We start from the raw sequence: 24,038 nt of genomic DNA on the forward strand, positions 1-24,038 counted from the left end.
CGCTCTCGGATGGCGGTTACGCCCAGGGGACGGTGAGCCAGGGTGAGGCCGGGTCGGTGGTCAGGACGTGGTGTGCGGTGACCATGTCCTGGTACCAGCTCCCGAACTCCTCGTCGTCGAAGTGGAGGCAGCGGCCCAGGACGAAGGCGGCGGCGAAGTCCTCCCAGGAGCGGTAGTTCGCGCGGCAGGACTCCGAGACGGCGAGCACCGCCGTCTCGGCCTCCGGCACCGTGCCGAAGCGGGCGGCCACGCCCCAGCGGGCCATGCCCGAGGCCCGGCCGTGGTCCCAGGCTTCGACGGTGCGTACGTACGCGTTCTCGGCGAGCAGTCCGTCCGCGCGGAAGCGGGCCTCGTAGCGCGCGATCCGGCCGATGAGCCGTTTGACGCCCTTGACCTGGCCCTCCAGTTCGGCGGTGCCGGTGGGTTCCACCCGGGTGACGCCCTCGGGGCCGAGCCGGACCTCCGTCTGCGCCGCGTGGTGGCGCAGTTCGCGTTCGGCGACCTCGCGCCAGTGCGCCACGTCGATGGGGCCCGCGTAGCTGCGGGCCAGGGAGTGCCGGATGCCGAGGACGAATTCCCAGGCCCCGCTGACCATGTCCGCCGCGAGCAGCCGGTTCAGATGGCCCAGCCACTGCTGTCGGCTGTGGACGCCCCACCAGGTACGCAGGCTCTTGCGGGCCTCGGTGTAGCCGGAGCCGTGGAAGGCGAGCGAGTTCCACAGGTGGCCGCCGTTGACGAAGAGCAGGGCGCCGCAGGCGAGGCCGTGCGCCAGGGGCCCCTCCAGGGGGCCGCCGACGGCCAGGGTCCGCAGTTTCGGGCGGGACTCGTGGTCGGCGTTGCGCTCCACGTGGTGCTGCCAGACGGAACGGTGCCACGGCGTGGTGGGGAAGTACCCCTCGCACGGGCTGTCCGGATTGACCACCAGCCACGGCGGGTCGCCGGGGTGCCCCAAGTGCCGGGCGGGGGCCGCCAGTTCACAGCTCACGAAGACGGGGTCGGCCAGCGGCGCGGGCAGCATTCCCGCGGTGTAGAGGGCCAGCACCGGCGTGCCGGTGTGCGGATTCCACACCGGGGCCGGTCCCCACTGGCCCGGGCGCGCGTCGGCGACGGCACGCGGGACGAGGTAGTACAGCTCGTTGCGGGCCAGTACGTCGAGATAACTCGCCCAGTCCTCGCGGGACTTGGCGGCGTACAGCTCCTCCTCGACCGCGCTGGGGGCCAGCCAGCCGGGGGCGGGTGGTGCCGTTGGCCACGGGGGTTGTTCCGTGGGGGTGGCGGGCTGGGGTGGTACGGGATGCGGTGGTACGTGCGGGGGCGGTTGCTGGCCCGGGGTGGCGAACTGGGCCTGGGGGGTGGGGAGTTGGTGGTGCGCGGTGGGGTCCTGGCGAGGCTGTTCTGCCGGGGCCTGCTCTCCCTGACCCTGCTCTGCCTGGGCCTGCTGGGCTTGGGGTGCGTGATGTTCCTGGTACGCCTGTTCCCGGTGCGCCTGAGGTTCCCACTGCCCGGGTTGCCCGTGCGGGGAGTGCTCGGTGCGGGACGGGTGGTGCTGTGGTGGCTGTGGCCCTTCGTCCCGGCCGGCGCCGGGTCCGGGGGCGGCCTCGCCGCCCTTTCCTGTACCTCTCCCCATGCCGCTCACCCTATCGAGTGCGCAGCGGCACGCTCCGTCAGCCTCCCCTCCTTCGGCGGCATCGCCCGGATCCGGGTGGGAGGCGGTGACGTGCCGTGATTCCGGAGCGTGACCGCTGCTGATGCGGGTACGGGCGAGTCCTGTTTCCCTGACGGGACCGGTATCCCCTTTCCCTGACGGAACCGGAGTCCCGAGTTCGAGGAGTGAATGATGAGCGTTGCGGATGAACCGGATGCCCGTGCCGCCCAACTCAGGCAGAAGGCGCAGGAGTTGAAGGAGGCTGCGGAGCGGTCCACCGACCCCGAGGCACGCGAGCGCCTGGAGACCAAGGCCCGCCACCTGGAGGAGGAGAGCCGCCACATCAAGCGGCCGGGCTCCGGCGACGCCCGCCCGATGGGCTGATCCGCGCGGTCCCCGACAGGCCCTGACAGGGAGGCGGGACACTCTTGGCTGCGCGCCGGGGCCCGCCTTCCGTCTTCCGTTCGGCTGCGCGCCGGGGCCCGCCTTCCGTGGAGGGACACCGGAAGGCCGGCCCTCCCTTTGAGGTTTCGCGCAAGCCCGTCCGACGCGCGGTCAGTCCTTCCGACGCCGCGTCGGAGTCCGCGCGGCCGCAGCCTCCGCCGTGCGTCGCGCCTCGGACAGCTTGCGCCCACCTTCGCGCGCCCGCTTCTCCCGCTCCTGCGCCCGCGCACGCGCGGCACGCTCCTCCTCGCGAGCGGTACGGAGTTCGGTGCGCGTCCGTTTCAGCTCGGTGACGAGGGCCTCGGCTTGTTCCGCGAGTTCCGCCCGCCGTGCCTCGGCTTCCTCCGCGAGGCGCCGGGCCTCCTGCGACTCCTCGGCCCGTTCCTCGTACGCGCGCTCGGCGGCCCGTAGATCTCGCCGCGCCTGGGCGGCCAACTCCCTTTGCTTCCGGTCCCGTTGCGCGTCCCTGGCCGCTCGTGCCGCTTTGGCCGGTCGTGCTGCCTCGGCCGGTTGGGCCGCGTCTGCCTCCCTGGCGGGTTGGGCGGCCTTCGCCCCGGAGCGAGCCGGGGATTTCCGCGAGGGCCCCCGGCCGTGCCCGCCGCCCTCGCCACCCGCACTGTCCCGACCGCCGCCGCCACCGCCACGCCGAGCTGCGCCGCTCGGCCCTGGCGGGAGTGCGTCGGGAGCCACCGCGTCGAAGCCGGACGTCGCCCCCGGCGCCTTCGTCAGCCTGCCGCTCGCCCACGCCCGGGAGGCCTCCGGGTCGGCGAGTACCGCGCGCAGGGTGTCCGCGACCTCGCGGCCCACGCTCTCGCTGACGGGGTGCCCCGCCCGGGCGGCCACCTCGCGGGCCTCCTGAGCGAGGGCGCCTAGCAACTCCCTCTGGGAGTCCGCGAGTTCACGAAGCCGGGCCCCGTCGAGCTCCCGGTGCGCCCGGCGCAGCTCCTCGCCGAGGTCGAGCAACGGGCGTACCTGCTCCGGGTGTTCGCGTACGAGCATGTTGTTCGCCCACGCCGAGAGGCTCGGGCGCCGGAGCCCGGCGACGGCCTCGGCCAGCGGCCGGTCGCCCGCCTCACGCGCGGCCCGAACGCGCGCGTCACGCGCGGCCGTGAACCTGTCCGGCGGCAGCCCGTACAAGGCGTCGGCCGCCTCGGTCAGCCCGTCGGGCCCGGCCGCTTCCGCGGGGGTCTCGTCGCTCTCCGCTGTCCGGTCGGCCTCGCCGTCCGTCCGCTGCTTTCGCGCCACGTGCCGCTCCCGGTGTCCGGCCGCGCGTATCGACCGCCGCGCGTACTGCCCCCACCTCCCACTCCACGGGATGTGCGGACAATCCGCACGCGGTGGTCCGCCGGGCGCCCGGCGGACCGTCCGCCCGCCCTGCGGGCCCCGCCCACGACAGTCAGGGCCGGGGCGCCTCCACATGCGTGACCGTCCCGGCCGCCGCGACGACCTCCGGGCGGGCCCGCGGCCCGCTGCCGCCGCGCTGCCACGGCGCCGGGCCCTCCAGCGGGCGGTACCGCACGCCGAGGGCGTCGAGCAGTGCGAGATAGCCGGGCATACGGGCCGCCAGGGGCTCGGCGGCCCGGCGGTCGGTGCCGGTCCAGGCCGCTTCGGCGAAGGCGCCGAGGCGGGGGAAGGCCGCGTAGTCGACGGCCGCCGGGGTGGGCAGGTACTCGCTCCACAACTGGGCCTGTACCCCGAGAACCCGGCCCGCACGCGACGGGGGAGTCGCGTCGCCGCCGAGGCCGCGCACGGACTCACCGGCACCGAGGCATGGAAGGCGCTCCCTGCCGCCGACGCCCGGCAGGCGCTCCCCAAGGCCGAGGCCGTGCGCCGGCTCCCCGCCGCCGAGGCCCTCCAACGGATCCCACCCCGCCAGGTCCTGCCACGTGGTGAGTCCGCCCTGGGCCAGCGGTTCCTCGGGGAGGTCCGACTGGTAGTGGTCGAGGTAGGTACGGGAGGCGGGGCAGAGGACGACGTCGTGTCCGGCGGCCAGGGCGGTGGCCGCGGGGGACGGGGTCAGCCAGTCGCGCCAGGCCGTGACGACGGCGTCGGGCGGGGCCCAGGGGCCCTCGGTCATCTCGTCCCAGCCCGCGGTGCGGCGGCCGCGGCGGCGGGCATGGGCGGCGAGTTCGGTGTGGAACCAGCCCTGGAGTCCGGCCACCGAGTCCAGGCCCAGCTCCGCGGCCCGGGCACGCGCCGGGGCCGAGGCGCGCCATTCGGTCGTCGGGCACTCGTCGCCGCCGAGGTGGACCACCGGGGCGTCGAAGACCTCGAAGACCTCGTCCAGTACCTCCTTGCAGAAGGCGAGGGCGGCCTCGCTCGGCGCCAGGACGTGGTCGGAGACGCCCCATCCGGTGGCCACCGGGTGCGGGCCGGTGACGCCGAGCTCCGGATAGGCCGCGAGGGCGGCCTGCATGTGGCCCGGCAGGTCCACCTCGGGTACCAGGGTGAGGTGGCGGTGGCGTGCGTAGGCCTGGATTTCCGCCAGGTCGGCGCGGGAGTAGCAGCCACCGTGCGGGCTGGGGTCGGTGCCGAGCGGGCGCGAGGCGTGGCCGCGCAGGGTGCCGTCGCGCCAGGCCGCGACCTCGCGCAGCCGGGGGCGGCCCGGCACGTCGAGCCGCCAGCCCTGGTCGTCCGTCAGATGCAGTTGCACATGGCTGAGGCGGTGCAGGGCCGCCAGATCGAGCATCCGCAGGACGGCGTCCTTGGGCAGGAAGTGCCGCGCCACGTCCAGGAGCAGGCCGCGCCAGGCGAACCGCGGTGCGTCGACCACCGTGCAGCAGGGCACCGGCCAGGGGCCGCCGCTCTCGCCACGGCGGTGCGCGGCGGGCGGCAGGAGCTGGCGCAGGGTCTGTACCGCACGGCCGAGCCCCGGGGTGCCGCGGGCGGTGAGTGTGACACTCCGCTCGGTGACCTCGATCCGGTAGGCCTCCTCGCCGTCTGCGCCCGGATCCGCGAAACGCAGCCACACCGAGGTCGGCGGGGGCGTACGCGCATCCGCCGGGGCGCCCGGGTACGCCGGATCCGCCCCGGGTCCGGGCGGCAGCGGCAGGCCCGCGCCCGCGAGCGCGGAACGCAGCACCGCCGCCTCGCGTTCCGCGCCCCGGTCGGTGCGCAGGACGGTGCCGGAGTCCAGCCGGAAGTGGCCCGGCCCGCGCCGCACATGGCGCGGCAGCGGGACGAGGGGGAGCGGTGCGTCGTCGGTCACGGGCTTCGTCCTCTCGTCGTGCCGCGCGGGAGCAGGTCGTCCGTACGCGCGCGAGGGGCGTGCGCCGCTGGGTGCGCGGGCGCGGGAACGCCGGGCCCAGCCTGCCAGGCAGACCGGCCGGGTGGGCGATCGCCCCCGTTCGGCGGCACACTCGGAACTGGAACCCCGGCCCACGCGGTGAGGGAGGTGCCGGTGTCCAAGCGTGACGGCAGTCGGCTGCGACGGCTGAGCGGTCGGCTGGCCGGACAGAGCGCACCCATGGTGCACGGCTTCGCCGGCCGTGCGCGCAGAGCCGCACGCCATCGCGGGGCCACTCCGCGTGAACGGTTCAGCACTCCGGGCAGGCTGGCCTGGCTGAACGCCGCCAGTACGCAGATCGGCACCACTCTCGATCTGGAGCGCACCGCCCAGGAGTTCGTCGAGTTCGCCGTGCCCCGGTTCGCCGACGCCGCGACGGTGGACATCCTGGAGCGGGTGGTGCAGGGCGGCGAGGGCGACGCCCTGAGCGCTCTGACGCTGCCCGCGAGCCGGGCCATGGCGGTGCAGACGACGCCGGAGCTCGCCATCCTGGAGGCCACCCCGGTCGGCGAGATCACCGAACGCACCGAGATCCCGCACGAGACCGTGATGCACACGTACTGCATGCGCCAGCGCCGAGGTGTGCTCGTCAGCCCGATGCGGGACGCGGACTTCAGCCGGGTCGCGCCCACCGACAGCGCGGCCGACAAGATGCGCAGGACCCGTGTGAACAGCTACATCGGGGTTCCGCTCATCGCCCGCGGCACGCTCATCGGCATGGCCGACTTCGTACGGGCCGGGCACCGGCGGCCGTTCAGCGCCACCGACCTCCAGCTCGCCGAACACCTCGCCTCCCGCGCCGCCGTCTTCATCGACAACGCACGCCTCTACGGACGCGAACGCGCCCACGTCGTCGACCTCCAGCGCACCCTGCTCCCGCGGGCCACCCCGCACACTCCCGGCCTCTCCGTGCACGCCGCCTACGCCCCCGCCGCCGACACCCTCGGCGTCGGTGGTGACTGGTACGACGTGATGGCGCTGCCGAGCGGCCGTACGGCGCTGATGGTGGGCGACGTGATGGGGCACGGGCTGCCCGCCGCGGCGACCATGGGCCGGCTGCGGGCGGTCGCGCGGACCCTGATGACCCAGGACATGGCCCCCGAGCGGGTACTGGCCCGGCTGGAACTGGCCACCCGCGACCTGGAGGACGAACAGGTCGCCACCTGCCTGTGCGCGGTCTACGACCCGGCCGACTCCAGCTACACGTTCGCCAGTGCCGGACATCCGCCCCCGCTCCTCGTCGAGCCCGGACCGACCGGCAACACGGTGCGCCTCCTGGAGGTCCCGGTCGGGGCACCGCTCGGCGCGGGCGTCATCCCGTACGACCGGCTGAGGGTCACGGCCACGCCCGGCACCAGACTGGTGCTGTACACCGACGGGCTCATCAAGTCGCGCCGGGTGGACATCGACGCACAGGTGGACCAGTTGCGCGAGGCGGCGGCCGCCATGTCCGCGGACCAACTGGACGGCGGCGGGCTGCTGTTCACGCCGCAGGACGGCAAGGCCCGGTTCGACGAGGCGGTGTGGCTGGTCGCGGCCGGACTGCCCGGCGCCGAACTGAGCATCTGGGAGCTGACCGAGGACGGCAACGCCGCAGCCCGCGCCCGCTCGCTGGTCTCCGGGCAGCTCGGCGAGTGGGGCCTTTCCGACCTGACCGACGTCACCGAACTCGTCGTCAGCGAACTCGTGGGCAACGCCCTGCGCTACGGCCACGGCCCCGGCCAGCTGCGCCTGCTGCGCGGCGAGCGCCTCATGGTCGAGGTCTCCGACCGCGGCCCCGACCTGCCGCAGATCCAGCACGCGGAACTCAGCGACGAGGGCGGGCGAGGCCTCCAGCTCATCAACATGCTCTGCCGCAGCTGGGGTTCCTGCCGCACCACCTCGGGCAAGGTGGTGTGGGCCGAGCAGGACATCACCTCGGTGTGAGGCGAGGTGATGTGCTCCTTGCCTACTGGCCCTCTGGCCCCCTGGCACATGCCGCATCTGGCGCAAACCACTCCGCGCGAGGCGCCGACGAGACTGCCCCTCGGCGCGGGTTCCGCTCAGCATCCCCGTTTCGTCAGGAGTTCTTAGGGTGACGGGGGGATCCTTCCGAGCGGCGCCGGGACGGCCGGGGCCGAGCATCCCGGGCCACGGGGACCTACGAGACCACGGAGCTGCCATGTGCTGGAGCGCGAACGCCGACCTCGTGGCGGGCAGTGCCATCGGGGCGGTGGGCGCCGTGTGCGTACTGCGCACCCAGCGCGTGCGTGACCTGCCGCTCGCCGCGCTGCCGTTGCTCTTCGGCGCCCACCAGATCATCGAGTCGGTGATCTGGCACGACGGCGGCGGGACCGGAGCCGCGCCGCTGGCCTGGGCGGTGATCGCGCTTCCCCTGCTGCCGTTCTGGGTGCCGCTGGGCGTCCTCGCCGTCGCGCCCGCGCGGGCCCGGCTGCGTCTGCTGCCCCTGTGCGCCGCCGGAATCGCGACGGCGGCCGTCCTGGCCTGGACCCTCACCACCCACACGGTCCGCGCCGAGGTCCGCGGCCACACCATGGCGTACGCCATCGGGCTGCCGTACCCCGAACTGCTCCTGGCCGGATACCTCCTCGCGACCATCGGCGCCCTCCTGCTCTCCGCCGACCGGCATCTCGTCCTGCTCGGTGTGCTGGCCGCCATCGGCGCGGCGATCTGTGCCGCGCTGTGGCGCCTGGAGTTCATCTCCACCTGGTGCGCCTTCGCCGCCGTGTGCTCGGTGGTGCTGCTCGGCTGGGTACGGCGGACACCGGCCGCGCCGCCGGGCGGGAGCCGGACGGTCACGACGGCCTGAGCGGACCCGGGCGAACCCGGGCGGACCCGGGCGGACCAGCGAGGCCCGGCGCCCGCGCAGTCGTACGGCAGCGAACGAACCCGAACGCTGCGCAGGACGGCGGGCCATGGCCGCTCTAGGGTCGGAGGGGCCGAAAGGCGAATGACCCGCGTCCACCACCGGCGCTTTGAGGGAAGGCCCGCCCATGGCACTCGACAAACCTGAAGCCACGCTCGCGGTCACCGGCGCGACCGGCAGGCTCGGCGGCCGCGTCGCCCGCCGCGTCGCCGACGCGGGCCTGGAGCAGACGCTGGTGGTACGTGATCCGGCGCGCGCCCCCGAGCTGCCGGGCGCCAGGGCGGTACGGGGCAGCTTCGGCGACCGGGACGCGGTGCGTGCGGCGCTGACCGGGGTGGAGCGGGTGCTGATGGTGTCGGCCGCCGAGTCCGCCGACCGTGTGGAGCAGCACCGCGCCTTCGTGGACGCGGCCGTGGAGGCGGGTGTCGGGCACCTGGTGTACATCTCGTTCCAGGGGGCCGCCCCGGACGCCACGTTCACGCTCGCCCGGGACCACTGGGCCACCGAACAGCACATCCGCGCCTCGGGCGTCGGCTTCACCTTTCTGCGGGACAACCTGTACGCCGACTTCATGCCCGGACTGGTCGGCGACGACGGGGTGATCCGCGGTCCCGCGGGCAACGGACGGGCCGCCGTCGTGGCGCAGGACGACATCGCGGACGCCGCCACCGCCGTACTCCTCGGGGCCACCGCACACACCGGCGCCACCTACGACCTGACCGGACCGCAGGCCCTCACCCTCGCCGAGGTCGCGTCGATCCTGACCGAGACCACCGGGCGCCGGGTCGGCTACCGGCCCGAGACGGTCGACGAGGCCTACGCCTCCCGCGCCGGATACGGCGCCCCCGACTGGCAGCTCGACGCCTGGGTGTCCACGTACACCGCCATCGCCGGCGGCGAACTCGCCCCCGTCAGCGACGCGATTCCCCGCCTGACCGGCCACCCGGCGACCTCACTGGCCGAGCTCTGCCGCAGGGGGCGGGGCGAGAAACCGCGCGGGTAGCGGCGCGAGGCCCGGCGCGGGGAGCGGCCCAGCCGTGCGCGCTCTCATGTGCCTCCCTGCCACTCCGGGTTGCTGGGCCCGGGGGTCGCTCGCCAGAATGTCCGGGCGAGTTGTACGTACTGCCGGTGTGCGGGGTTGTCGCCGGTGTGAACCATGGCCCAGCACTTCCCCGAGGCTCTGTCGGGTTTGTTGCCGGACGCGGCCCCGCAAGTACGGCACTGCATCTGGTAGTCGACCTCTGCCATGCCCTTGTGCCGCTCTGCGGAGATGTTCCAGTCGACCGAGGCGAAAACGTGTGGTGTCACGGGCAACTCCCGTTGCTGCGACGGTTGATCTCGGACACGCGGGCACTGAGCAACTCCGTCTGCGTGATGTGCCGCACCTGATCCGGACGCGCCTCCCACTCCAACCCACCTGTGAGTGGGCGCAGTTGGATGCGTCCACCGACGTGACCCATGACGGTGCCGACGCGCCCGCGCCGGGTGTCGCGCACGGTGTCCCCGACGGCCGGGGTCTGTTCGGTCACTGGTCCGCCTCTCCGGTACGGGGCAGCACGGCGGCCGCGAGGGCCCGAGCGGTCGCCAGGTTGCAGCGCCCCAGGCTGATCAGCGGGAGAGGGCGCGAACCGGCGAACGAGAGGGGGTCGAGCGTCAGGGACGGAAGGGTCACACCCGCTGCTCTGACCGCGGCGTCCAGCTCCTCGCGCGCCAGCTCGGCTTCTCGGATCTCCTCGGTTGCGGTCGGCTGATCACTCATGTGCGGTCGCTCCTCTCTGTAGCGGTTTCGCTACCAAGAGCGTTCAGAGTGGACTACGGTCGAGGACTGTTCAACGTGTCGGCGTGGGACGGAAGGTGGTTGAACGCGCCATGAACAAGAACGAGTTGGACCCGGATTCCTCTCCCGAAGCGGCCTTCGGAGCGCGTTTACGCAGTCTGCGCGAGACTCGCGGCTGGACCCAGGAAGCACTCGGCGAACGCACGGGATATTCCAGCGTGCACGTCTCCGCCGTCGAAAATGGCCGCAAGCCTCCAACCCTCCGCTTCTCGCGTAGTACGGACAGCGCCTTCGGCATCACGGACACCGAGGACACGTTCGAGCGCCAGTACCGCGAGATCCGCCACGGCAGCTTCCTGGAGGGCTTCCCCCAGTTCGTCGAGTACGAGGCGCGTGCGGCGGAGATCCGGCTGTACGAAGTCGGGGTCGTACCCGGTCTGTTGCAGACACCGGAGTACGCGACGGTCCTGGCCCAGAGCCACGTCAAGCGAGGCGCGATCACCGAGGACCAGGCGCACGAGCGGATCACGCTGGTCGCGGAGCGGCAGCAGGCACTTGTCCGCAAGCCCGCGCCGCTGATCTCCGTTGTTCTCGACGAGAGCTGCCTGCGTCGGCCCGTCGGTGAACCAGCCGTGATGGACGCCCAGTTGGCGCGGCTGATCGAATTCGCCGAGCTGCCGAACACCGTGCTCCAGCTCGCTCCGTTCAGCATGGGAGCCTGTCGCCCGTTCGATCTGCCGGTCACCATCCTTACGATGGCGGACCGCGCTCTGATGTCGTACGCGGAGTCCGCCCAGCGAGGGCATCTGGAGCGGGACGGGAAGTTCGTCCTGCCGGTGATGGCGAACTACCATCAACTACAGGCAGAAGCCTGCTCGCAGGCCGAATCCGTGGTCTTGATCAGCCAGTTGCGAAAGGGCAGCCAGTGACGACCGAATCCCCCCTTTGGTGCAAGTCCTCGTACAGCAACAACGGCGGCCAGTGCATAGAGGTCGCGGGCAACCTCGTTGCCGCGCATGGCGTGGTCCCCGTCCGTGACTCCAAGAACCCGAGTGGTCCGTCGCTCACCTTCGAGTCCTCGGCCTGGTCGTCGTTCGTCGCCGCAGTCAAGGGTGAGGGCGTCTCCGTCTGATCCGAGCCGTCCTGGTCCCGCGCTGATCGCCCCCGTCGTACCGGGTACGGCGGGGGTTGGCATTTGTGCTCTTGGCTTCGTCCGGGAACGGCCATCTGGGAACGCCCACGGGGTAAGTGATACGGCCCCGTAAGCTTCCGGCCTTGCCGCCGGACGGGTGGATGGCCGATTCTGCGTACGGAAACGTTCGTGATCAGCCGAACAGGCCGTAGGCACAGCCGCAACAGCTCGGAAGGGCAGCCCATGACGCAGACAGTCTCGGAGACGACGCAGATCGCCGCTCCGCCCGCCGCCGTGTACGCGGCGGTGGCCGATGTGGCCGGGATGGGCCGCTGGAGCCCGGAGTGCACCGGGGCCGACGTCAAGGGCGGCCCGGACGCCGAGGTCCGCGTCGGCACCCGGTTCACCGGACGCAACCGCGGCGAGAAGGGCCGCCCCTGGTCCACGGCGTGCACGGTCACCGTGGCCGATCCCGGTGAGCGGTTCGCCTTCGAGGTGAAGGCGGCCGGAATGCGGGTCGCCGTGTGGAGCTACACCCTCGAACCGGCCGAGGGCGGCAGCCAGACCCGGATCACCGAGACCTGGATCGATCAGCGGGGACCGCTGATGACGTGGATCGGCACGCTGGCCACCGGCGTGAAGGACCGGGTCACCCACAACCGCGAGACCATGAAGGTCACGCTGCGCCGTCTGAAGGAGGAGTTGGAGGGCGAGCCGCAGAACGCCTGACCCGGCCCGCTTTCTTCGCTCTTCGCGACGGTCGGTGCTCTCCGCACCGGCCGTCGCTGTATCCGTCGCCGTCGCCGTCGCCGTCGCCCTCGCTTCGCCGTCGGCATCGGTCGTCGCCGCCCGCCCCGGTCGCCTGCCGGTGCGGGCGCGGACTGCGACACGCCCGCCGTGGCCGAACCGCCACCCTCGCGCCACCGTGGCCGAACGGCCACTCTCGCGTCAGAGCCGTGTCAGAGCCTGGTCAAACCCGCCGGTCCCGGTCCCGTGGGAGTACAAGTCCGTTCAATTCCCCTGTTGCAGCAAGGGGATCACTTGGCGGGTACCCGGCTAACATGGCTTGTCCGCAGGCCATCGGCTCCTCCAGGGGGCCGCGCGGTGTGCGTGTCCCGCGAGGGGCGGGTCAGGGACAGGCGTCCGAGTACGTGGCGGGGAGGCCAGAACGGTGAACGGCGGCAGCCGCAACAGGCGCCTGACCAGTCGACTCGCCTCGCAGAACGCCGATGCACCCCGGCCCACAGGACGCAGGCTGCGGTTCCGCCGCGGCCACGGCCAGCGTTCCGAACACTTCACCACCCGCAGCCGCCTCGCCTGGCTGAATTCCGCGAGCACCCGCATCGGTACCACCCTCGACCTGGAGCGCACCGCCCAGGAACTCGCCGAGTTCACGGTGCCGCGGTTCGCCGACGCCGCGGCCGTGGACCTGCTCGAATCGGTGCTCCGCGGCGAGGAGGGCTCACGCTGGACGGGCACCGGCCTGCCCGACATGCGCGCGATGGCGGTGTGCGCCGTACCGGAGCTGTCCTCGCTGGAACCCACCCCGGTCGGCGAGACGATAATCCGCTCCGAACTGCCGCGCGTCACCCTGCTGCACCGCTTCTGCCTGCGCCAGGGCAAGCCGGTACTGGTCAGCAGGATGTCCGAGGAGGACTTCGACCGGGTGGCGCCCACCGACAGCGCCGCCGACAAGATGCGCGTCACGGGAGTGCACAGCTACCTGGCCGTACCGCTGATCGCGCGCGGCGTGCTGCTCGGCACCGCCGACTTCGTACGCGCCGGATCCGGCCCGCCCTTCACCACCACCGATCTCGCCCTCGCCGAGCAACTCGCTTCCAAGGCAGCGGTGTTCATCGACAACGCACGGCTGTACGGACGCGAACGCGAGCATGTGGTCACGCTCCAGCGCAGCCTCCTGCCGCGGGCCACTCCGCACACTCCCGGCCTCGGCGTGAACGCGCACTACGCCCCGGCCGTGGACGCGCACGGCGTCGGCGGTGACTGGTACGACGTGATGGCGCTGCCGAGCGGCCGTACGGCGCTGATGGTGGGCGACGTGATGGGGCACGGGCTGCCCGCCGCGGCGACCATGGGCAGGCTGCGGGCGGTGGCCCGCACGCTGATGATGCTCGACATGGCGCCGGAGCGGGTGCTCGCCCGGCTGGACCTGGCGACCCGTGACCTGGAGGACGAGCAGGTCGCCACCTGTCTGTGCGCGGTCTACGACCCGGCCGACGCCAGCTATACGTTCGCCAGCGCCGGACACCCGCCGCCGCTGCTGCTCGACGCCTCGGGCGAGACCTCGTACATCGGGGTGTCGACGGGCGCGCCGCTCGGGGCGGGCGTCATTCCGTACGACCCGCTGCGGATTTCGGTGCCCGAGGGCAGCCGGCTCGTGCTCTACACCGACGGACTGGTCAAGCGCCGCGACCGGGACATGGACGTCCAACTCGACCGGCTGCGCGCCACGGTGGGCGGTCTGGTCCCCGAACGGCTCGACGCGGGCGCCCTGTTGTCCTGCGCGCCGAGCGGGGACGCCCGGTTCGACGAGGCGGTGCTCATGGTCGCCGCGCGGTCCGCCGATCTCGGCGCCGATCTGCGGATCTGGGACCTCCCGCCGGACGGCACCGCCGCCTCGGTCGCGCGCGGCCTGGTGACCGGACAGCTCGCCCGCTGGGACCTCGCCGAGCACGCCGACATCACCGAACTCGTGGTGAGCGAACTTGTCGGCAACGCCCTGCGCTACGGCAAGGGCCCCGGTCGGCTGCGCCTGCTGCGCGGCGAGCGGCTGACCGTCGAGGTGTCCGACACAGGGCCCGACCTGCCACAGATCCAGCACGCCGACGTCAGCGACGAGGGCGGCCGCGGCCTTCAGCTCATCAACATGCTCTGCCGCAGCTGGGGTTCCTGCCGTACGGCCGAGGGCAAGGTGGTCTGGGCGGAGCAGGATATCGCCCAGTAGCTGGGTGGGGCGGGGCGGTTCCTCGGGGTCGAGTAGGGCCCTCACGGGGGAGCCGGGGCGGTACGTGCGGGTCCGCTGCTCGACGCAGGGCGGCCGAGCGGGTCCGCCCGTGACGGCCGGGTAGATCCGCGTGCGGTGGGTGCGGGTGCCGTCGCCCGGCGCGCCTTCGCCACCGTCCCCGGCGGCGGGCCACCGTGGACGCGTGCACCGCCCGCCGCCGCTCGCCCACGCCGTCCGCGCAAGCCACCTCGCCCCCACGCCGCCCTCATGTCGCGCCGCTCACCCGCCGCACCTCCGCGTACACGTCTGCCCGCGCAACCCCGCGATTACCGCCCTCCCATCCCCTCGGCCGTCTCTCGACCGTCCCGCGTCCACCGCCGCTCGGGACGCGAGGCTTGTCCGTCGCCCGGGCCAGGGGTTAACCTCGCGAACACATCATAGAAAGCGCTTTCTATCCCCGATCCCGAGGAGAGGCCCGACGTGGCACGTAAGACAATCCGCATCGCCCTGAACGGCGTCACCGGACGGATGGGCTACCGCCAGCACCTGGTCCGCTCGCTCCTCGCGATCCGGGAGGACGGCGGGCTCCCGCTCGGGGACGGCGATGTGCTGTGGCCCGAGCCGGTGCTCCTCGGCCGCCGCGAGCACGCCCTGCGCGACCTGGCCGAGCGGCACGGCCTGGAGCACTGGTCGACCGACCTCGACGCGGTGCTCGCCGACGACAGTGTCGAGATCTACTTCGACGCCCAGGTCACCTCGGCCCGCGAGGAGGCGCTCGGCAAGGCCATCGCGGCGGGCAAGCACATCTACACCGAGAAGCCGACGGCCACCTCGCTCGCCGGAGCCCTGGACCTCGCCAAGCGGGCCACGGCGGCGGGCATCAAGCACGGCGTCGTGCAGGACAAGCTCTTCCTGCCGGGCCTGCTCAAGCTGCGGCGCCTGATCGAGGGCGGGTTCTTCGGTGAAATCCTGTCCGTACGGGGCGAGTTCGGCTACTGGGTCTTCGAGGGCGACTGGCAGGAGGCGCAGCGCCCGAGCTGGAACTACCGGGCCGAGGACGGCGGCGGCATCGTCGTCGACATGTTCCCGCACTGGGAGTACGTGCTGCACGAGCTGTTCGGCCGGGTGCGCACCGTGCAGGCCCTGACGGCCACCCACATCCCCGAGCGCCGGGACGAGCGGGGCGCCGCCTATCCGGCCACGGCCGACGACGCCGCGTACGGGATCTTCCAGTTGGAGAGCGGGGCGATCGCGCAGATCAACTCCTCCTGGACGGTACGGGTCAACCGCGACGAGCTGGTGGAGTTCCAGGTCGACGGGACCCACGGCTCGGCGGTCGCGGGGCTGCGCAACTGCCGCGTACAGCACCGTTCGGCCACGCCCAAGCCGGTGTGGAACCCGGACCTGCCGGTCACCGAGTCGTTCCGCGACCAGTGGCAGGAGGTCCCCGACAACGCCGAGTTCACCAATGGCTTCCGCGCCCAGTGGGAGCTGTTCCTGCGCCATGTCGTGCTGGACGAGCCCTACTCCTGGGACCTGCTCGCCGGTGCCCGCGGTGTGCAGCTCGCCGAACTCGGCCTGCGCTCGGCCGCCGAGGGCCGCCGCCTGGACGTACCGGAGCTGACGCTGTGACCCTGACGATCCCCGCACTCGACGGCACCCTGCGCGAGTACCGGCCCAGCGGTCGCGCGCTCGCGGCGACGGCCGGCGGTCCGCCGCTCGCCTCCCGCCTGGTGTACGCGGCGGCCCATGTGGTCGTCGACCCCCGGCGGGACACCAGCCCCGACGAGCCGCCCGCCGTGGACTGGGACGCCACCCTCGCCTTCCGCCGCCATCTGTGGGAGCAGGGACTCGCGGTCGCCGAGGCCATGGACACCGCACAGCGCGGCATGGGCCTGGACTGGCCCGGCGCGAAGGAGCTCATCCAGCGCTCGGCGGCCGAGGCGCGCGCCGTGGGCGGCACCATCGCCTGCGGCGCGGGCACCGACCAACTCGGGCCCGGGGCACACACCTTGGCCGAGGTGGCGGCCGCGTACGAGGAACAGCTCGGCGTCGTCGAGGCGAGTGGCGCCCGCGCGATCCTGATGGCCTCGCGCGCGCTCGCCGCGGCGGCCCGGGGGCCCGAGGACTACGTGGAGCTGTACGCGTCCCTGCTCCGGCAGGCCACCGAACCGGTGATCCTGCACTGGCTCGGCCCGATGTTCGACCCCCAGCTCCTCGGCTACTGGGGCAGCGAGGACCTGGACACCGCCACCGAGACCTTCCTGGAGATCATCGCCCGGCACCCGGACAAGGTCGACGGCGTCAAGGTCTCGCTCCTGGACGCCGGGCGCGAGGTCGCCCTGCGCCGGCGCCTGCCCAACGGCGTGCGCTGCTACACCGGCGACGACTTCCACTACCCGGAGCTGATCGCGGGCGACGAACGGGGCTTCAGCCACGCCCTGCTCGGCGTCTTCGACCCGCTCGCGCCGCTGGCCGCCGAGGCCGTACGGGCCCTGGACACCGGGCACACCGAGCGCTTCCACGACCTGCTCGACCCCACCGTCCCGCTCGCGCGCCACCTCTTCGAGCGCCCCACCCGCTTCTACAAGACCGGTGTGGTGCTGCTCGCCTGGCTCTCCGGCCACCAGTCGCACTTCGCGATGGCGGGCGGACTCCAGTCGGCCCGCTCGCTGCCGCATCTGGCCCGGGCCTACGAACTCGCCGACGCCGTCGGCCTGTTCCCCGATCCGCAGCTCGCCGAGTCGCGGATGCGCTCCCTGCTCACCGTCTACGGAGTAGCCCAATGACCGACCTCGCCCGGCTGAGCCTCAACCAGGAGACCATCCGACAGTGGTCGCTGCCCGAACTCGTCGAGGGCTGCGTGGCGGCGGACGTCCCCGGTGTCGGACTGTGGCGCGCGCCCGTGCAGAAGTACGGTGTCGAGGCCGCCGCACGGCTGGTACGCGACGCGGGCCTGAAGGTCACCAGCCTGTGCCGGGGCGGCTTCCTCACGGACATCGAACCGGCCGCGCGCGCCAAGGCGTTGGACAGCAACCGTGAGGCCGTAGACGAGGCGGCCGCCCTCGGCACCGACACCCTGGTCCTGGTCTGCGGTGGACTGCCCGCCGGCAGCCGCGATCTGCACGGCGCCCGTGAGCGGATCGCCGACGCCCTCGCCGAGCTCGTCCCGTACGCGGCCACCGCCGAGGTACGCCTGGCCATCGAGCCGCTGCACCCCATGTACGCGGCCGACCGCTGCGTGGTCTCGACCCTGTCCCAGGCGCTCGACCTCGCCGAACGCTTCCCGTCCGAACACGTCGGCGTCGTCATCGACACGTACCACCTGTGGTGGGACGACACCTTGGCGGAGGGCCTGACCAGGGCCGGAGCCCAGAACCGCATCGCCGCCTTCCAACTCGCCGACTGGGTAACGCCGTTGCCCGCCGGGGTGCTCCTCGGGCGCGGTCAGATCGGGGACGGCAGCGTGGACTTCCGGTGGTTCCGCGACCGGGTGGCCGAAGCGGGCTGGACCGGCCCGGTGGAAGTGGAGATCTTCAACGAGCGGCAGTGGGAGCGGGACGGGGGCGCCGTCCTGGCCGAGACCGTGGAACGGTATCGTGCGCACTTCCAGTGACCGCGTGGCGCTCGACCGGGGCATCTGATGCCCGAGCGCGACGTGCGGGGCCCGGGTGACCGCGTGGGGGCGGACATCCGGGCCCTTTGCCGTCCGCGGCGGGTTACTCCTCACCCATGACGTGCCGTCAACAACCAAGGGGTTCCGGGCAGTTGATGCCCGGAACCCCTTGGCCTCCGCGGTACTGGGCGTCACTGCTTCACGAGCGTGACCCCGTCGCAGTAGCCCTGACCGCCGCCGCTGCGGGCGTAGCAGTAGACACGCACGCTCGTCGCCTTGTCACCGGTGGTGAAGGTGGCGGTGCCCCGGGTGTACGAGGTGCCGGTGAACGCGGCCCGCACCGCAGTGCCCTTGTCGTCGAACTGCTTCGCGCCCAGGGAGAGTTCGGTGCCCGCGGCGGAGACCTTGCCGTAGCCGCGGAGCTGGTAGGTGGTGTTCGGCTCGACCGCGATCACCTGCTCGGCGGCGGCGGGGGAGGGGCCGACCCGTACCGCGGTGCCGCCCTCGTTGCCCTGTCCGGCCGCGAGCGCGACGCCGCCGTAGGTGGTCCAGGGCAGCAGCGCGCCGGACTCGAAGCCGCCGTTGCGTACCAGGTCACCCGGGGCGCAGTCGCTGTCCTGCACGGGGCTCACCTGGTGGAAGCCGATGTCGGTGCGGCAGACCTTCGGCCGTACGGTGCCGAAGTAGTCCTTGCCCGCGAGGTCACCGAGCAGCGGGCCCATGCCGCGGGCGGGGGAGTCCGCCGCCAGCTTGTAGTCGGCGGCCTTCCTGCCGTCCTGGTTCACGAAGCGGGGCGCGGCGGTGATCTTCTCCGGGTCGGTGGGCTCGTTGGCCGGGTGGTTGCCGGAGAAGAGGTTGGACCGCCAGGTGAAGTCCCCCGGCCGGTAGGTGTTGTTGCCGAAGCCGCGGTAGCCCCCGGAACCGAGGTTGTGGAAGATGTTGCCGCTCAGCTCGGTGCGTGAGGTGCCCGAGCCCTGCTCGATGATCGCGGCGGTCGAACCCTCCGGCAGATAGGCCGTGTTGTTGTACACCCGGGCCGACTTCTCACCGACCGCGAACAGCCAGCGGCTCTTGTCGGCCACGCTCAGGTTGTTGCGGACCACGGTGCCGGTGGCGCTCGAACCGGCGCCGCAGGCCCCGCAGAAGAGCATGAAGCCGCCCTCGTTGTCGTGGCTGTAGTTGTACTGGAAGAGGGCGTTGTTGTTGCCGTAGTCCGCGTCGAAGGCCATGCCGTCGTTGTTGTCCGGCAGCCGCCGGACGTGGTGGACCTCGTTGTACTGGATCGTGGTGTCGTCCGAATTGATCGTCCAGATACCGGCGTTGGCGCCCATCGGCCGCATCGCGATGTCGTACGCGGTGTTGTGTTCGACCAGCGCCTTGTCGGCGGCGCGTACCACGATGCCGTCGCCGCCGGTGTCGTTGATCGTGTTGCCGCGGAACACCAGGCGGGTGTTGGCCCGCCAGTTCTTCTTGGTGCCGCAGTCGTCGCCGGTGCCGTACTCCGGACGGCACATCCAGGTGCTGCGGTTGGTCAGGCCCTCGCGGTCCACCGAGGAGATACGGGAGTTCTGCACGAGTACGTCGTCGAAGTTGGTGGGCGTCGTGCTGCCGCTGACGCGGAACTGGATGCCGTTGCTCCACTTCGACGCGTCGCCGTTGACGTGGTGCACATGGACGTCGTCGACCTTGTAGTGGGTGCCGACGCCGTCGGGCAGGTCCGCGACCTCCACCAGGAGACCGTTGCGCTCGCGCTTGGTGGCCGCGCTGTCCCGGTAGGTCATCTCGATGCCCGAGATCTCCCACTGCTCGACGTTGTACAGGTGCACGGCCGCCTTCTCGGCAGTGGCCGGGTCACCTGCCACCACCGGGCGGGCGGTGCCCGTGCCGTACGGCGCGAGCCGGATGGGGGCGGTGGCCGAGCCCGAGCCCTTGGGCTTCAGGGTTCCGTCGCACACCGCGCCACGCTTGAGCAGCAGGCTGTCGCCGGGCCCGAAGGTGTGCGCGTTGGCCTCGGCGAGGCTGTGCCACGGGGCGTTGGCAGTGCCGTCGCCGCCCGAACTCGCGGAACAGTCCAGGTAGTACGCGGTGCCCGGGTCGGCCGAGGCGGACCCGGCCGGGAGGGACACGGCCCCGGCGACGACTATCGACGCCAGTGCGAGCCGTCTGAACGACAGAGACATGGTGCGGCTCCAGAAAGGCAGGAAGAGGAGGAAGGAGGGGAAGGAGAGGAGGGAGAGGAGGGAGAGGAAGAGCGGGGTGGAGCGGGGAGGAAGCGTGAGGACAGGGGAAGGGCGAGGGGTGAATGTGGGCGACAACGTAGAATCAGCCACTCGATCGAGTCAACGGTTCTGACCAAGTCGATCGTCATTCGATCAAACGACGGGTAAATGATCGGGTATCTTCGAGGCAACCGGTCGGCGCCCCGGCCGTCAGGTGCCAGGATCGGCACCGCACGCAGAACCGCAGGGAAGGCAGTCGATGACCAGTTCGGCGCAGGAACGTCGCGCACGCATCCTCGAGACCGTCCGCGCCCTCGGCAGCGTCCGGGTCGTGGACCTGGCCGAGAGCCTCGGCTTCCCCGCGGTCACGGTGCGCAGGGATGTGGCCGCGCTCGCCCAGGAGGGAAGGCTGCTGCGCACCCACGGCTCGGTGGCCCTGCCCGACGAGGAGGCGGGCCGGGGCGCCGACGGCGCCGAGCGCGTCCTCGGCATGCTCGTCCCCACCGTCGGCGGCTACTTCGACGAGGTGGTCGCCGGGGCCAGTGCCGCGGCGGCAGCGGCGGGCGCCCGGCTCATCCTCGGCATCGCACCGTACGAGGCGAGCGACGACCGTTCCCAGGTCGAGCGCCTGCTGGAGTCCGACGTCGACGGGCTGCTCCTGGTACCGAACTGGCGCCCCGGCGAGGGCATCGTGGAGAGCGACTGGCTCGCCGAACTCCCCGTGCCCGCCGTGCTCGTGGAGCGCAGGGCGGCACCCGCGAGCCCCGCGGCCGGACTCGATGCCGTCTGCTCCGACCACCGCCACGGCGTCCTGCTCGCGCTGCACCACCTGGCCCGGCTCGGTCACCGCTCGGTGCTCCTGGCCGCCCGTGACGACACACGGACGGCCCACGAGGTCCGCGCCGGATACGCGGAGGCGGTGAAGCTGCTCGGCCTCACCGAACTCCCGGTCGTCGACGTGCCCCGGGCAGGCGGCGGCGCCGCGGCGGTCGCCGAGCAGATCGCGGCGGCGGCCCGTGCCGGAGCCCGTGCGGTCCTGGTCCACAACGACCAGGACGCCATCCAACTCCCGCCGCTGCTGCGCACCTTCGGCCTCGGCGTCCCCGAGGACATGGCCCTCATCTCGTACGACGACACCTTCGCCGCGCTCTCCGCACCACCGCTGACCGCGGTCGCACCGCCCAAGCGGGCCGTGGGCGCGGGCGCGCTGGAACTGCTCGTCCGCCGCATCGCCGCCGGTCCCGAGCTGCCCGTCCACCACACGGAACTGCAGCCCAGCCTGAAGGTGCGGTCGTCCTGCGGGGGCGGGAACGGCGGCGGGGCCTGAGCAACGGGTGGGCGGGGCCTGCGCGTTGAGCTGTCGAGTGGGTGGGGCCGGGCCGGTGGCCTGATCGTCGCCCGAGTCTTGATCGCTGCCGAGCCTGCTGGTTTGGTGGCCGGTATGACCGATCTTGGACCCGTCGCCTGGCCACCTGCCCCGATCCGGACCGAGCGGCTCGTGCTCCGTGCGCCCGAGGCCCGGGACCGTGCGGCGTTCATCGAGTTGCTGACCTCGCCGGAAGTGCACACCTACCTCGGCGGCTCGCGACCGCGTGACGAGATCGAGCGTGCGATGCCCGGGGCGCCCAAGCCGTGGCCCGGGAATTTCGTCGTTGATCTCGACGGGGCGATGATCGGCCAGCTTGTGCTCAGGCGAGCAACGGAGCACCTTTGCCCCGCTGCTGCGGGGAAAGTCGATCTCGGCTACCTCTTCCTGCCGGAGGCGTGGGGCCACGGATACGCCGCCGAGGCGTGCGCGGCCGTACTCGACTGGTTCGCCGACGCACTCCCCGGCGAACCCGTCGTACTCGCCACCCAGACCGCCAACACCCGGTCGATGCGCTTGGCGGAGAAGCTGGGGTTCACCGAGGTGGAGCTGTTCGAGGCCTACGGTGCCGAGCAGTGGCTCGGCATGTGGTCCCCGCTCACGCCGCCTGGCTGACGGTCAGTCGGCAGGTACCGCCTCGACGTCGACCGCCCCGGACGACAGGCGCGCCCGGTGCCGTGAGCCGTCCGGCCAGCGCACGCTCACCGTCCAGCCCTGTGTGACCGACGAGTCCTGACCCTGGCGCGCCTCGGGCGCCGAGGGCTCGAACTCGACGTCAGGGAACGGGGCGAGGGCCTCCACGACACGGCTGACGCCAGGGTCGGTGGCGGCGACGGGATGCGTAGCCCTCTCCTCGGCGCCGACCTCCGGACCACCGGTACCAAGCGCGCGCGAGGGGCCCATCAGCCGCAGCGCACACGCGAACAGCGCGCTCTGCGCCTCCGCGCTCCCGCGCAGTACGGGAACGGACACTGCCGGGCCGAACGCGTTGCCGCGCGCGCTGTGTTCGAGGTCCGCCGACGTGAACCCGCGCAGACCGCGAGCCTCCGTCCGCAGGCCGCCCTCCGCGCCTGGGCTCTCCATGCCCGCGCCCTCCACGGTCCACGCCGATACGGCCGTCCCCAGGACGGTGCCCTCCACACGGCGCCCCGCGAGCGCCCACCCGCCGTGCACGATCCGGGTGCCGGGCGTGGCACCGGAAAGCAGGTGGATCCGTAGCTCGTCCGCGCCGTGGGCCAGGGTCAGCGAGGTGACGCGTACTCCGGGGACCTCCTGGCCGCGCAGGCGTGGGCGATGGGTGGAGGCGGCCCAGCCGGGGCCGGTGCCGAGGGGAGTGATCCGGCCGCGTTCGCTGTACTCGCCGCCGTCCTCCAGGCCGAAGTGGTTGTCGGGCAGTTCCCGGGCGGGGCCGGTGGCCGTGGAGTGGGCCAGACGTGCGTAGAGCGGGTTGTCGGGGGCGACCTCGTCGGCGGGCTGGTCGTCGCTGCCGTGGTTGTGCAGTCGTACGACACCGTCGGCCGCCGTCGCCTGCACGAGCCAGCCCGGGCCCGCCAACTCCCGTAGGGCATCGGTGCGTTCGGCGGGTGCGGGCTCCTCGCGGTCGGTCCACACCGGGTGCTCGGGCGGCAGCAGCAGGCCGAGGAAGCCGCTGGCCGACCAGTACGGCGAGGCCGGTCCCGAGTAGGTCTGGACGAGCGGTGGGTAGGGGCCGTGCCAGCCCAGGGTGAGCAGGCCCTCGGGGTCCGTCGCGCCGCGGTCGAGGAAGTAGCGCAGGGCTCCGGAGGCCAGCCGCCGGGTGGTGCCGGGGGAGAGCGGAGTGCGGCCGGTCAGGGCGCCGGTCCACAGGGGCGCCGCGGCGGCGAACCGGTAGATCAGCGAGCGGCCCTGGTGCATCGGTGCGCCGTCGGCGCCGAAGGTCAGGGCGTAGCCGTCGAGATGGGCGGCGAGGCGGTCGCCGTAGCGGGCGAGCAGGGCGGTGTCACCGGCCAGGTGGGCGTGCAGCATCGGGTAGAAGTGCATGGCCCAGCCGTTGTAGTGGTCGAAGGCGTGGGGGCGGCCGTCGGTGTACCAGCCGTCGCCGCGGTACCACTGGTCGATCTTGGCGAGTCCCCGTTCCACGGCCGCGCGGGCGGCGGTGGTCTCGATCCCGGCCTCGGCCAGGAAGCCCCCGACGGTGAGCGGGAACAGCCACCAGTTGTTGTCGTTGGGCGCCCGGTGCAGCGCTTGGGCGAGCCAAGCGCCCGCGCGTTCGCGTACGCCGTCGTCGAGCCGGTCCCACAGCCAGGGGCGGGTCAGCCGCAGGGCGGCCGCGATCGAGGCGGACTCGACCATGGCCTGGCCGCGGTCGGTGATGCGGCACCAGGAGGAGAGGTCGCCGTCGGCCAGGTCCCGCTCCTCGCTCGGGGCCCGCGTTCCGGCGTCGAGCCCCGCGGCGTACCGCTCCAGGAGATTGCCCGGATCCGCGCCGCCCGCCCCGGCCACGCGCAGGGCGGCGAGCAGGAACGTACGGGCGTAACCCTCCAGGCCGTCCGAGCGGTTGCCGGACCAACTCGGGCGCGCGTTCGGCAGGTTGATCAGGGCGTGGCCGGGCCCCGCGTAGGGCTGGACCGCGGTGAGCAGGGCGTCGGCGGCCGATTCCCAGTGGGATCGGGTCCAGCCGGTGTACGGGCTGAGCGCACGGTCCTCGGGCGGGAGCTGCATGACGGCAATCCTTCGGCGGAAT

At 72.7% G+C, this 24,038-nt stretch carries 20 protein-coding genes; 13 read left to right on the forward strand and 7 right to left on the reverse strand.

Going from position 1 to position 24,038, the window contains the following annotated elements; all coding sequences use genetic code 11:
• Positions 1-16: 16 nt before the first annotated feature.
• The gene (locus HUT18_RS28450; protein ID WP_176103388.1) at positions 17-1,627 is read right to left on the reverse strand and encodes a DUF1266 domain-containing protein; all 1,611 of its coding nucleotides are present in this window, start codon (positions 1,625-1,627) and stop codon (positions 17-19) included.
• Between the two features lie 210 nt (positions 1,628-1,837).
• On the opposite strand from HUT18_RS28450, the gene HUT18_RS28455 reads away from it, so the two are divergent.
• Positions 1,838-2,029: a DUF6381 family protein gene (locus HUT18_RS28455; RefSeq protein ID WP_176103389.1), complete on the forward strand. Its 192-nt coding sequence runs from the start codon at positions 1,838-1,840 to the stop codon at positions 2,027-2,029.
• A 171-nt stretch (positions 2,030-2,200) separates the two neighbouring features.
• Here HUT18_RS28455 and HUT18_RS28460 read toward each other — a convergent pair whose 3' ends face one another.
• Both HUT18_RS28460 and HUT18_RS28465 read right to left on the reverse strand, forming a co-directional pair.
• Positions 2,201-3,334 carry a hypothetical protein gene (locus HUT18_RS28460; protein ID WP_176103390.1) on the reverse strand — a complete coding sequence of 378 codons (1,134 nt, stop codon included), beginning with the start codon at positions 3,332-3,334 and terminating at the stop codon, positions 2,201-2,203.
• Positions 3,335-3,485: 151 nt separating this feature from the next.
• Positions 3,486-5,297: a beta-N-acetylhexosaminidase gene (locus HUT18_RS28465; RefSeq protein WP_254878845.1), complete on the reverse strand. Its 1,812-nt coding sequence runs from the start codon at positions 5,295-5,297 to the stop codon at positions 3,486-3,488.
• 258 nt (positions 5,298-5,555) lie between these two features.
• Here HUT18_RS28465 and HUT18_RS28470 point away from each other — a divergent pair, with 258 nt between their 5' ends.
• The 3 genes from HUT18_RS28470 to HUT18_RS28480 all read left to right on the forward strand — a co-directional run bounded on the left by HUT18_RS28470 (position 5,556) and on the right by HUT18_RS28480 (position 9,244).
• Positions 5,556-7,301 carry a SpoIIE family protein phosphatase gene (locus HUT18_RS28470; protein ID WP_176104851.1) on the forward strand — a complete coding sequence of 582 codons (1,746 nt, stop codon included), beginning with the start codon at positions 5,556-5,558 and terminating at the stop codon, positions 7,299-7,301.
• Between the two features lie 235 nt (positions 7,302-7,536).
• Positions 7,537-8,184, forward strand: coding sequence for a DUF6629 family protein (locus HUT18_RS28475; protein WP_176103392.1), 648 nt, complete (start codon positions 7,537-7,539; stop codon positions 8,182-8,184).
• A gap of 184 nt (positions 8,185-8,368) precedes the next feature.
• Entirely contained in the window at positions 8,369-9,244 is an 876-nt protein-coding gene (locus HUT18_RS28480; RefSeq protein ID WP_176103393.1) for an SDR family oxidoreductase, read from the forward strand.
• Positions 9,245-9,288: 44 nt separating this feature from the next.
• Here the strand turns inward: HUT18_RS28480 and HUT18_RS28485 are convergent, their stop codons facing one another.
• Complete coding sequence (locus tag HUT18_RS28485) at positions 9,289-9,549, reverse strand: hypothetical protein (protein WP_176103394.1); 261 nt, start codon at positions 9,547-9,549, stop codon at positions 9,289-9,291.
• A 217-nt stretch (positions 9,550-9,766) separates the two neighbouring features.
• Positions 9,767-10,000 (reverse strand): hypothetical protein, encoded by a 234-nt coding sequence (locus HUT18_RS28490; RefSeq protein WP_176103395.1) that lies wholly within the window; start codon positions 9,998-10,000, stop codon positions 9,767-9,769.
• 110 nt (positions 10,001-10,110) lie between these two features.
• Here HUT18_RS28490 and HUT18_RS28495 point away from each other — a divergent pair, with 110 nt between their 5' ends.
• From HUT18_RS28495 to HUT18_RS28525, 7 genes are all read left to right on the forward strand, one after another.
• On the forward strand, positions 10,111-10,947 hold the full coding sequence (locus HUT18_RS28495) for a helix-turn-helix transcriptional regulator (RefSeq protein WP_176103396.1): 837 nt from the start codon (positions 10,111-10,113) through the stop codon (positions 10,945-10,947).
• Positions 10,944-11,150, forward strand: a complete 207-nt coding sequence (locus HUT18_RS28500; protein WP_176103397.1) for a DUF397 domain-containing protein — start codon at positions 10,944-10,946, stop codon at positions 11,148-11,150. The genes HUT18_RS28495 and HUT18_RS28500 overlap by 4 nt, the downstream gene beginning before the upstream one ends.
• Before the next feature lie 243 nt (positions 11,151-11,393).
• Positions 11,394-11,879 (forward strand): SRPBCC domain-containing protein, encoded by a 486-nt coding sequence (locus tag HUT18_RS28505; RefSeq protein WP_176103398.1) that lies wholly within the window; start codon positions 11,394-11,396, stop codon positions 11,877-11,879.
• Between the two features lie 442 nt (positions 11,880-12,321).
• The gene (locus HUT18_RS28510) at positions 12,322-14,115 is read left to right on the forward strand and encodes a SpoIIE family protein phosphatase (protein WP_176103399.1); all 1,794 of its coding nucleotides are present in this window, start codon (positions 12,322-12,324) and stop codon (positions 14,113-14,115) included.
• A gap of 480 nt (positions 14,116-14,595) precedes the next feature.
• The gene (locus HUT18_RS28515) at positions 14,596-15,747 is read left to right on the forward strand and encodes a Gfo/Idh/MocA family protein (protein ID WP_176103400.1); all 1,152 of its coding nucleotides are present in this window, start codon (positions 14,596-14,598) and stop codon (positions 15,745-15,747) included.
• Between the two features lie 2 nt (positions 15,748-15,749).
• Positions 15,750-16,904, forward strand: a complete 1,155-nt coding sequence (locus HUT18_RS28520; protein WP_254879111.1) for a dihydrodipicolinate synthase family protein — start codon at positions 15,750-15,752, stop codon at positions 16,902-16,904.
• Entirely contained in the window at positions 16,901-17,731 is an 831-nt protein-coding gene (locus HUT18_RS28525) for a sugar phosphate isomerase/epimerase (RefSeq protein ID WP_176103402.1), read from the forward strand. The genes HUT18_RS28520 and HUT18_RS28525 overlap by 4 nt, the downstream gene beginning before the upstream one ends.
• A gap of 191 nt (positions 17,732-17,922) precedes the next feature.
• Here the strand turns inward: HUT18_RS28525 and HUT18_RS28530 are convergent, their stop codons facing one another.
• Positions 17,923-19,911 (reverse strand): carbohydrate binding domain-containing protein, encoded by a 1,989-nt coding sequence (locus HUT18_RS28530; protein ID WP_176103403.1) that lies wholly within the window; start codon positions 19,909-19,911, stop codon positions 17,923-17,925.
• A 298-nt stretch (positions 19,912-20,209) separates the two neighbouring features.
• Between HUT18_RS28530 and HUT18_RS28535 the strand changes: the two genes are divergently transcribed.
• Together HUT18_RS28535 and HUT18_RS28540 are read left to right on the forward strand one after the other, a co-directional pair.
• Positions 20,210-21,277, forward strand: coding sequence for a substrate-binding domain-containing protein (locus HUT18_RS28535; RefSeq protein WP_176103404.1), 1,068 nt, complete (start codon positions 20,210-20,212; stop codon positions 21,275-21,277).
• A gap of 114 nt (positions 21,278-21,391) precedes the next feature.
• Positions 21,392-21,931: a GNAT family N-acetyltransferase gene (locus HUT18_RS28540; RefSeq protein WP_176103405.1), complete on the forward strand. Its 540-nt coding sequence runs from the start codon at positions 21,392-21,394 to the stop codon at positions 21,929-21,931.
• Between the two features lie 3 nt (positions 21,932-21,934).
• On the opposite strand, the gene HUT18_RS28545 is transcribed toward HUT18_RS28540, so the two are convergent.
• Positions 21,935-24,016: a DUF2264 domain-containing protein gene (locus HUT18_RS28545; RefSeq protein WP_176103406.1), complete on the reverse strand. Its 2,082-nt coding sequence runs from the start codon at positions 24,014-24,016 to the stop codon at positions 21,935-21,937.
• Positions 24,017-24,038: the final 22 nt, after the last annotated feature.

Source organism: Streptomyces sp. NA04227 (assembly GCF_013364195.1).
In the GTDB taxonomy this organism is placed as follows: Bacteria; Actinomycetota; Actinomycetes; order Streptomycetales; family Streptomycetaceae; genus Streptomyces.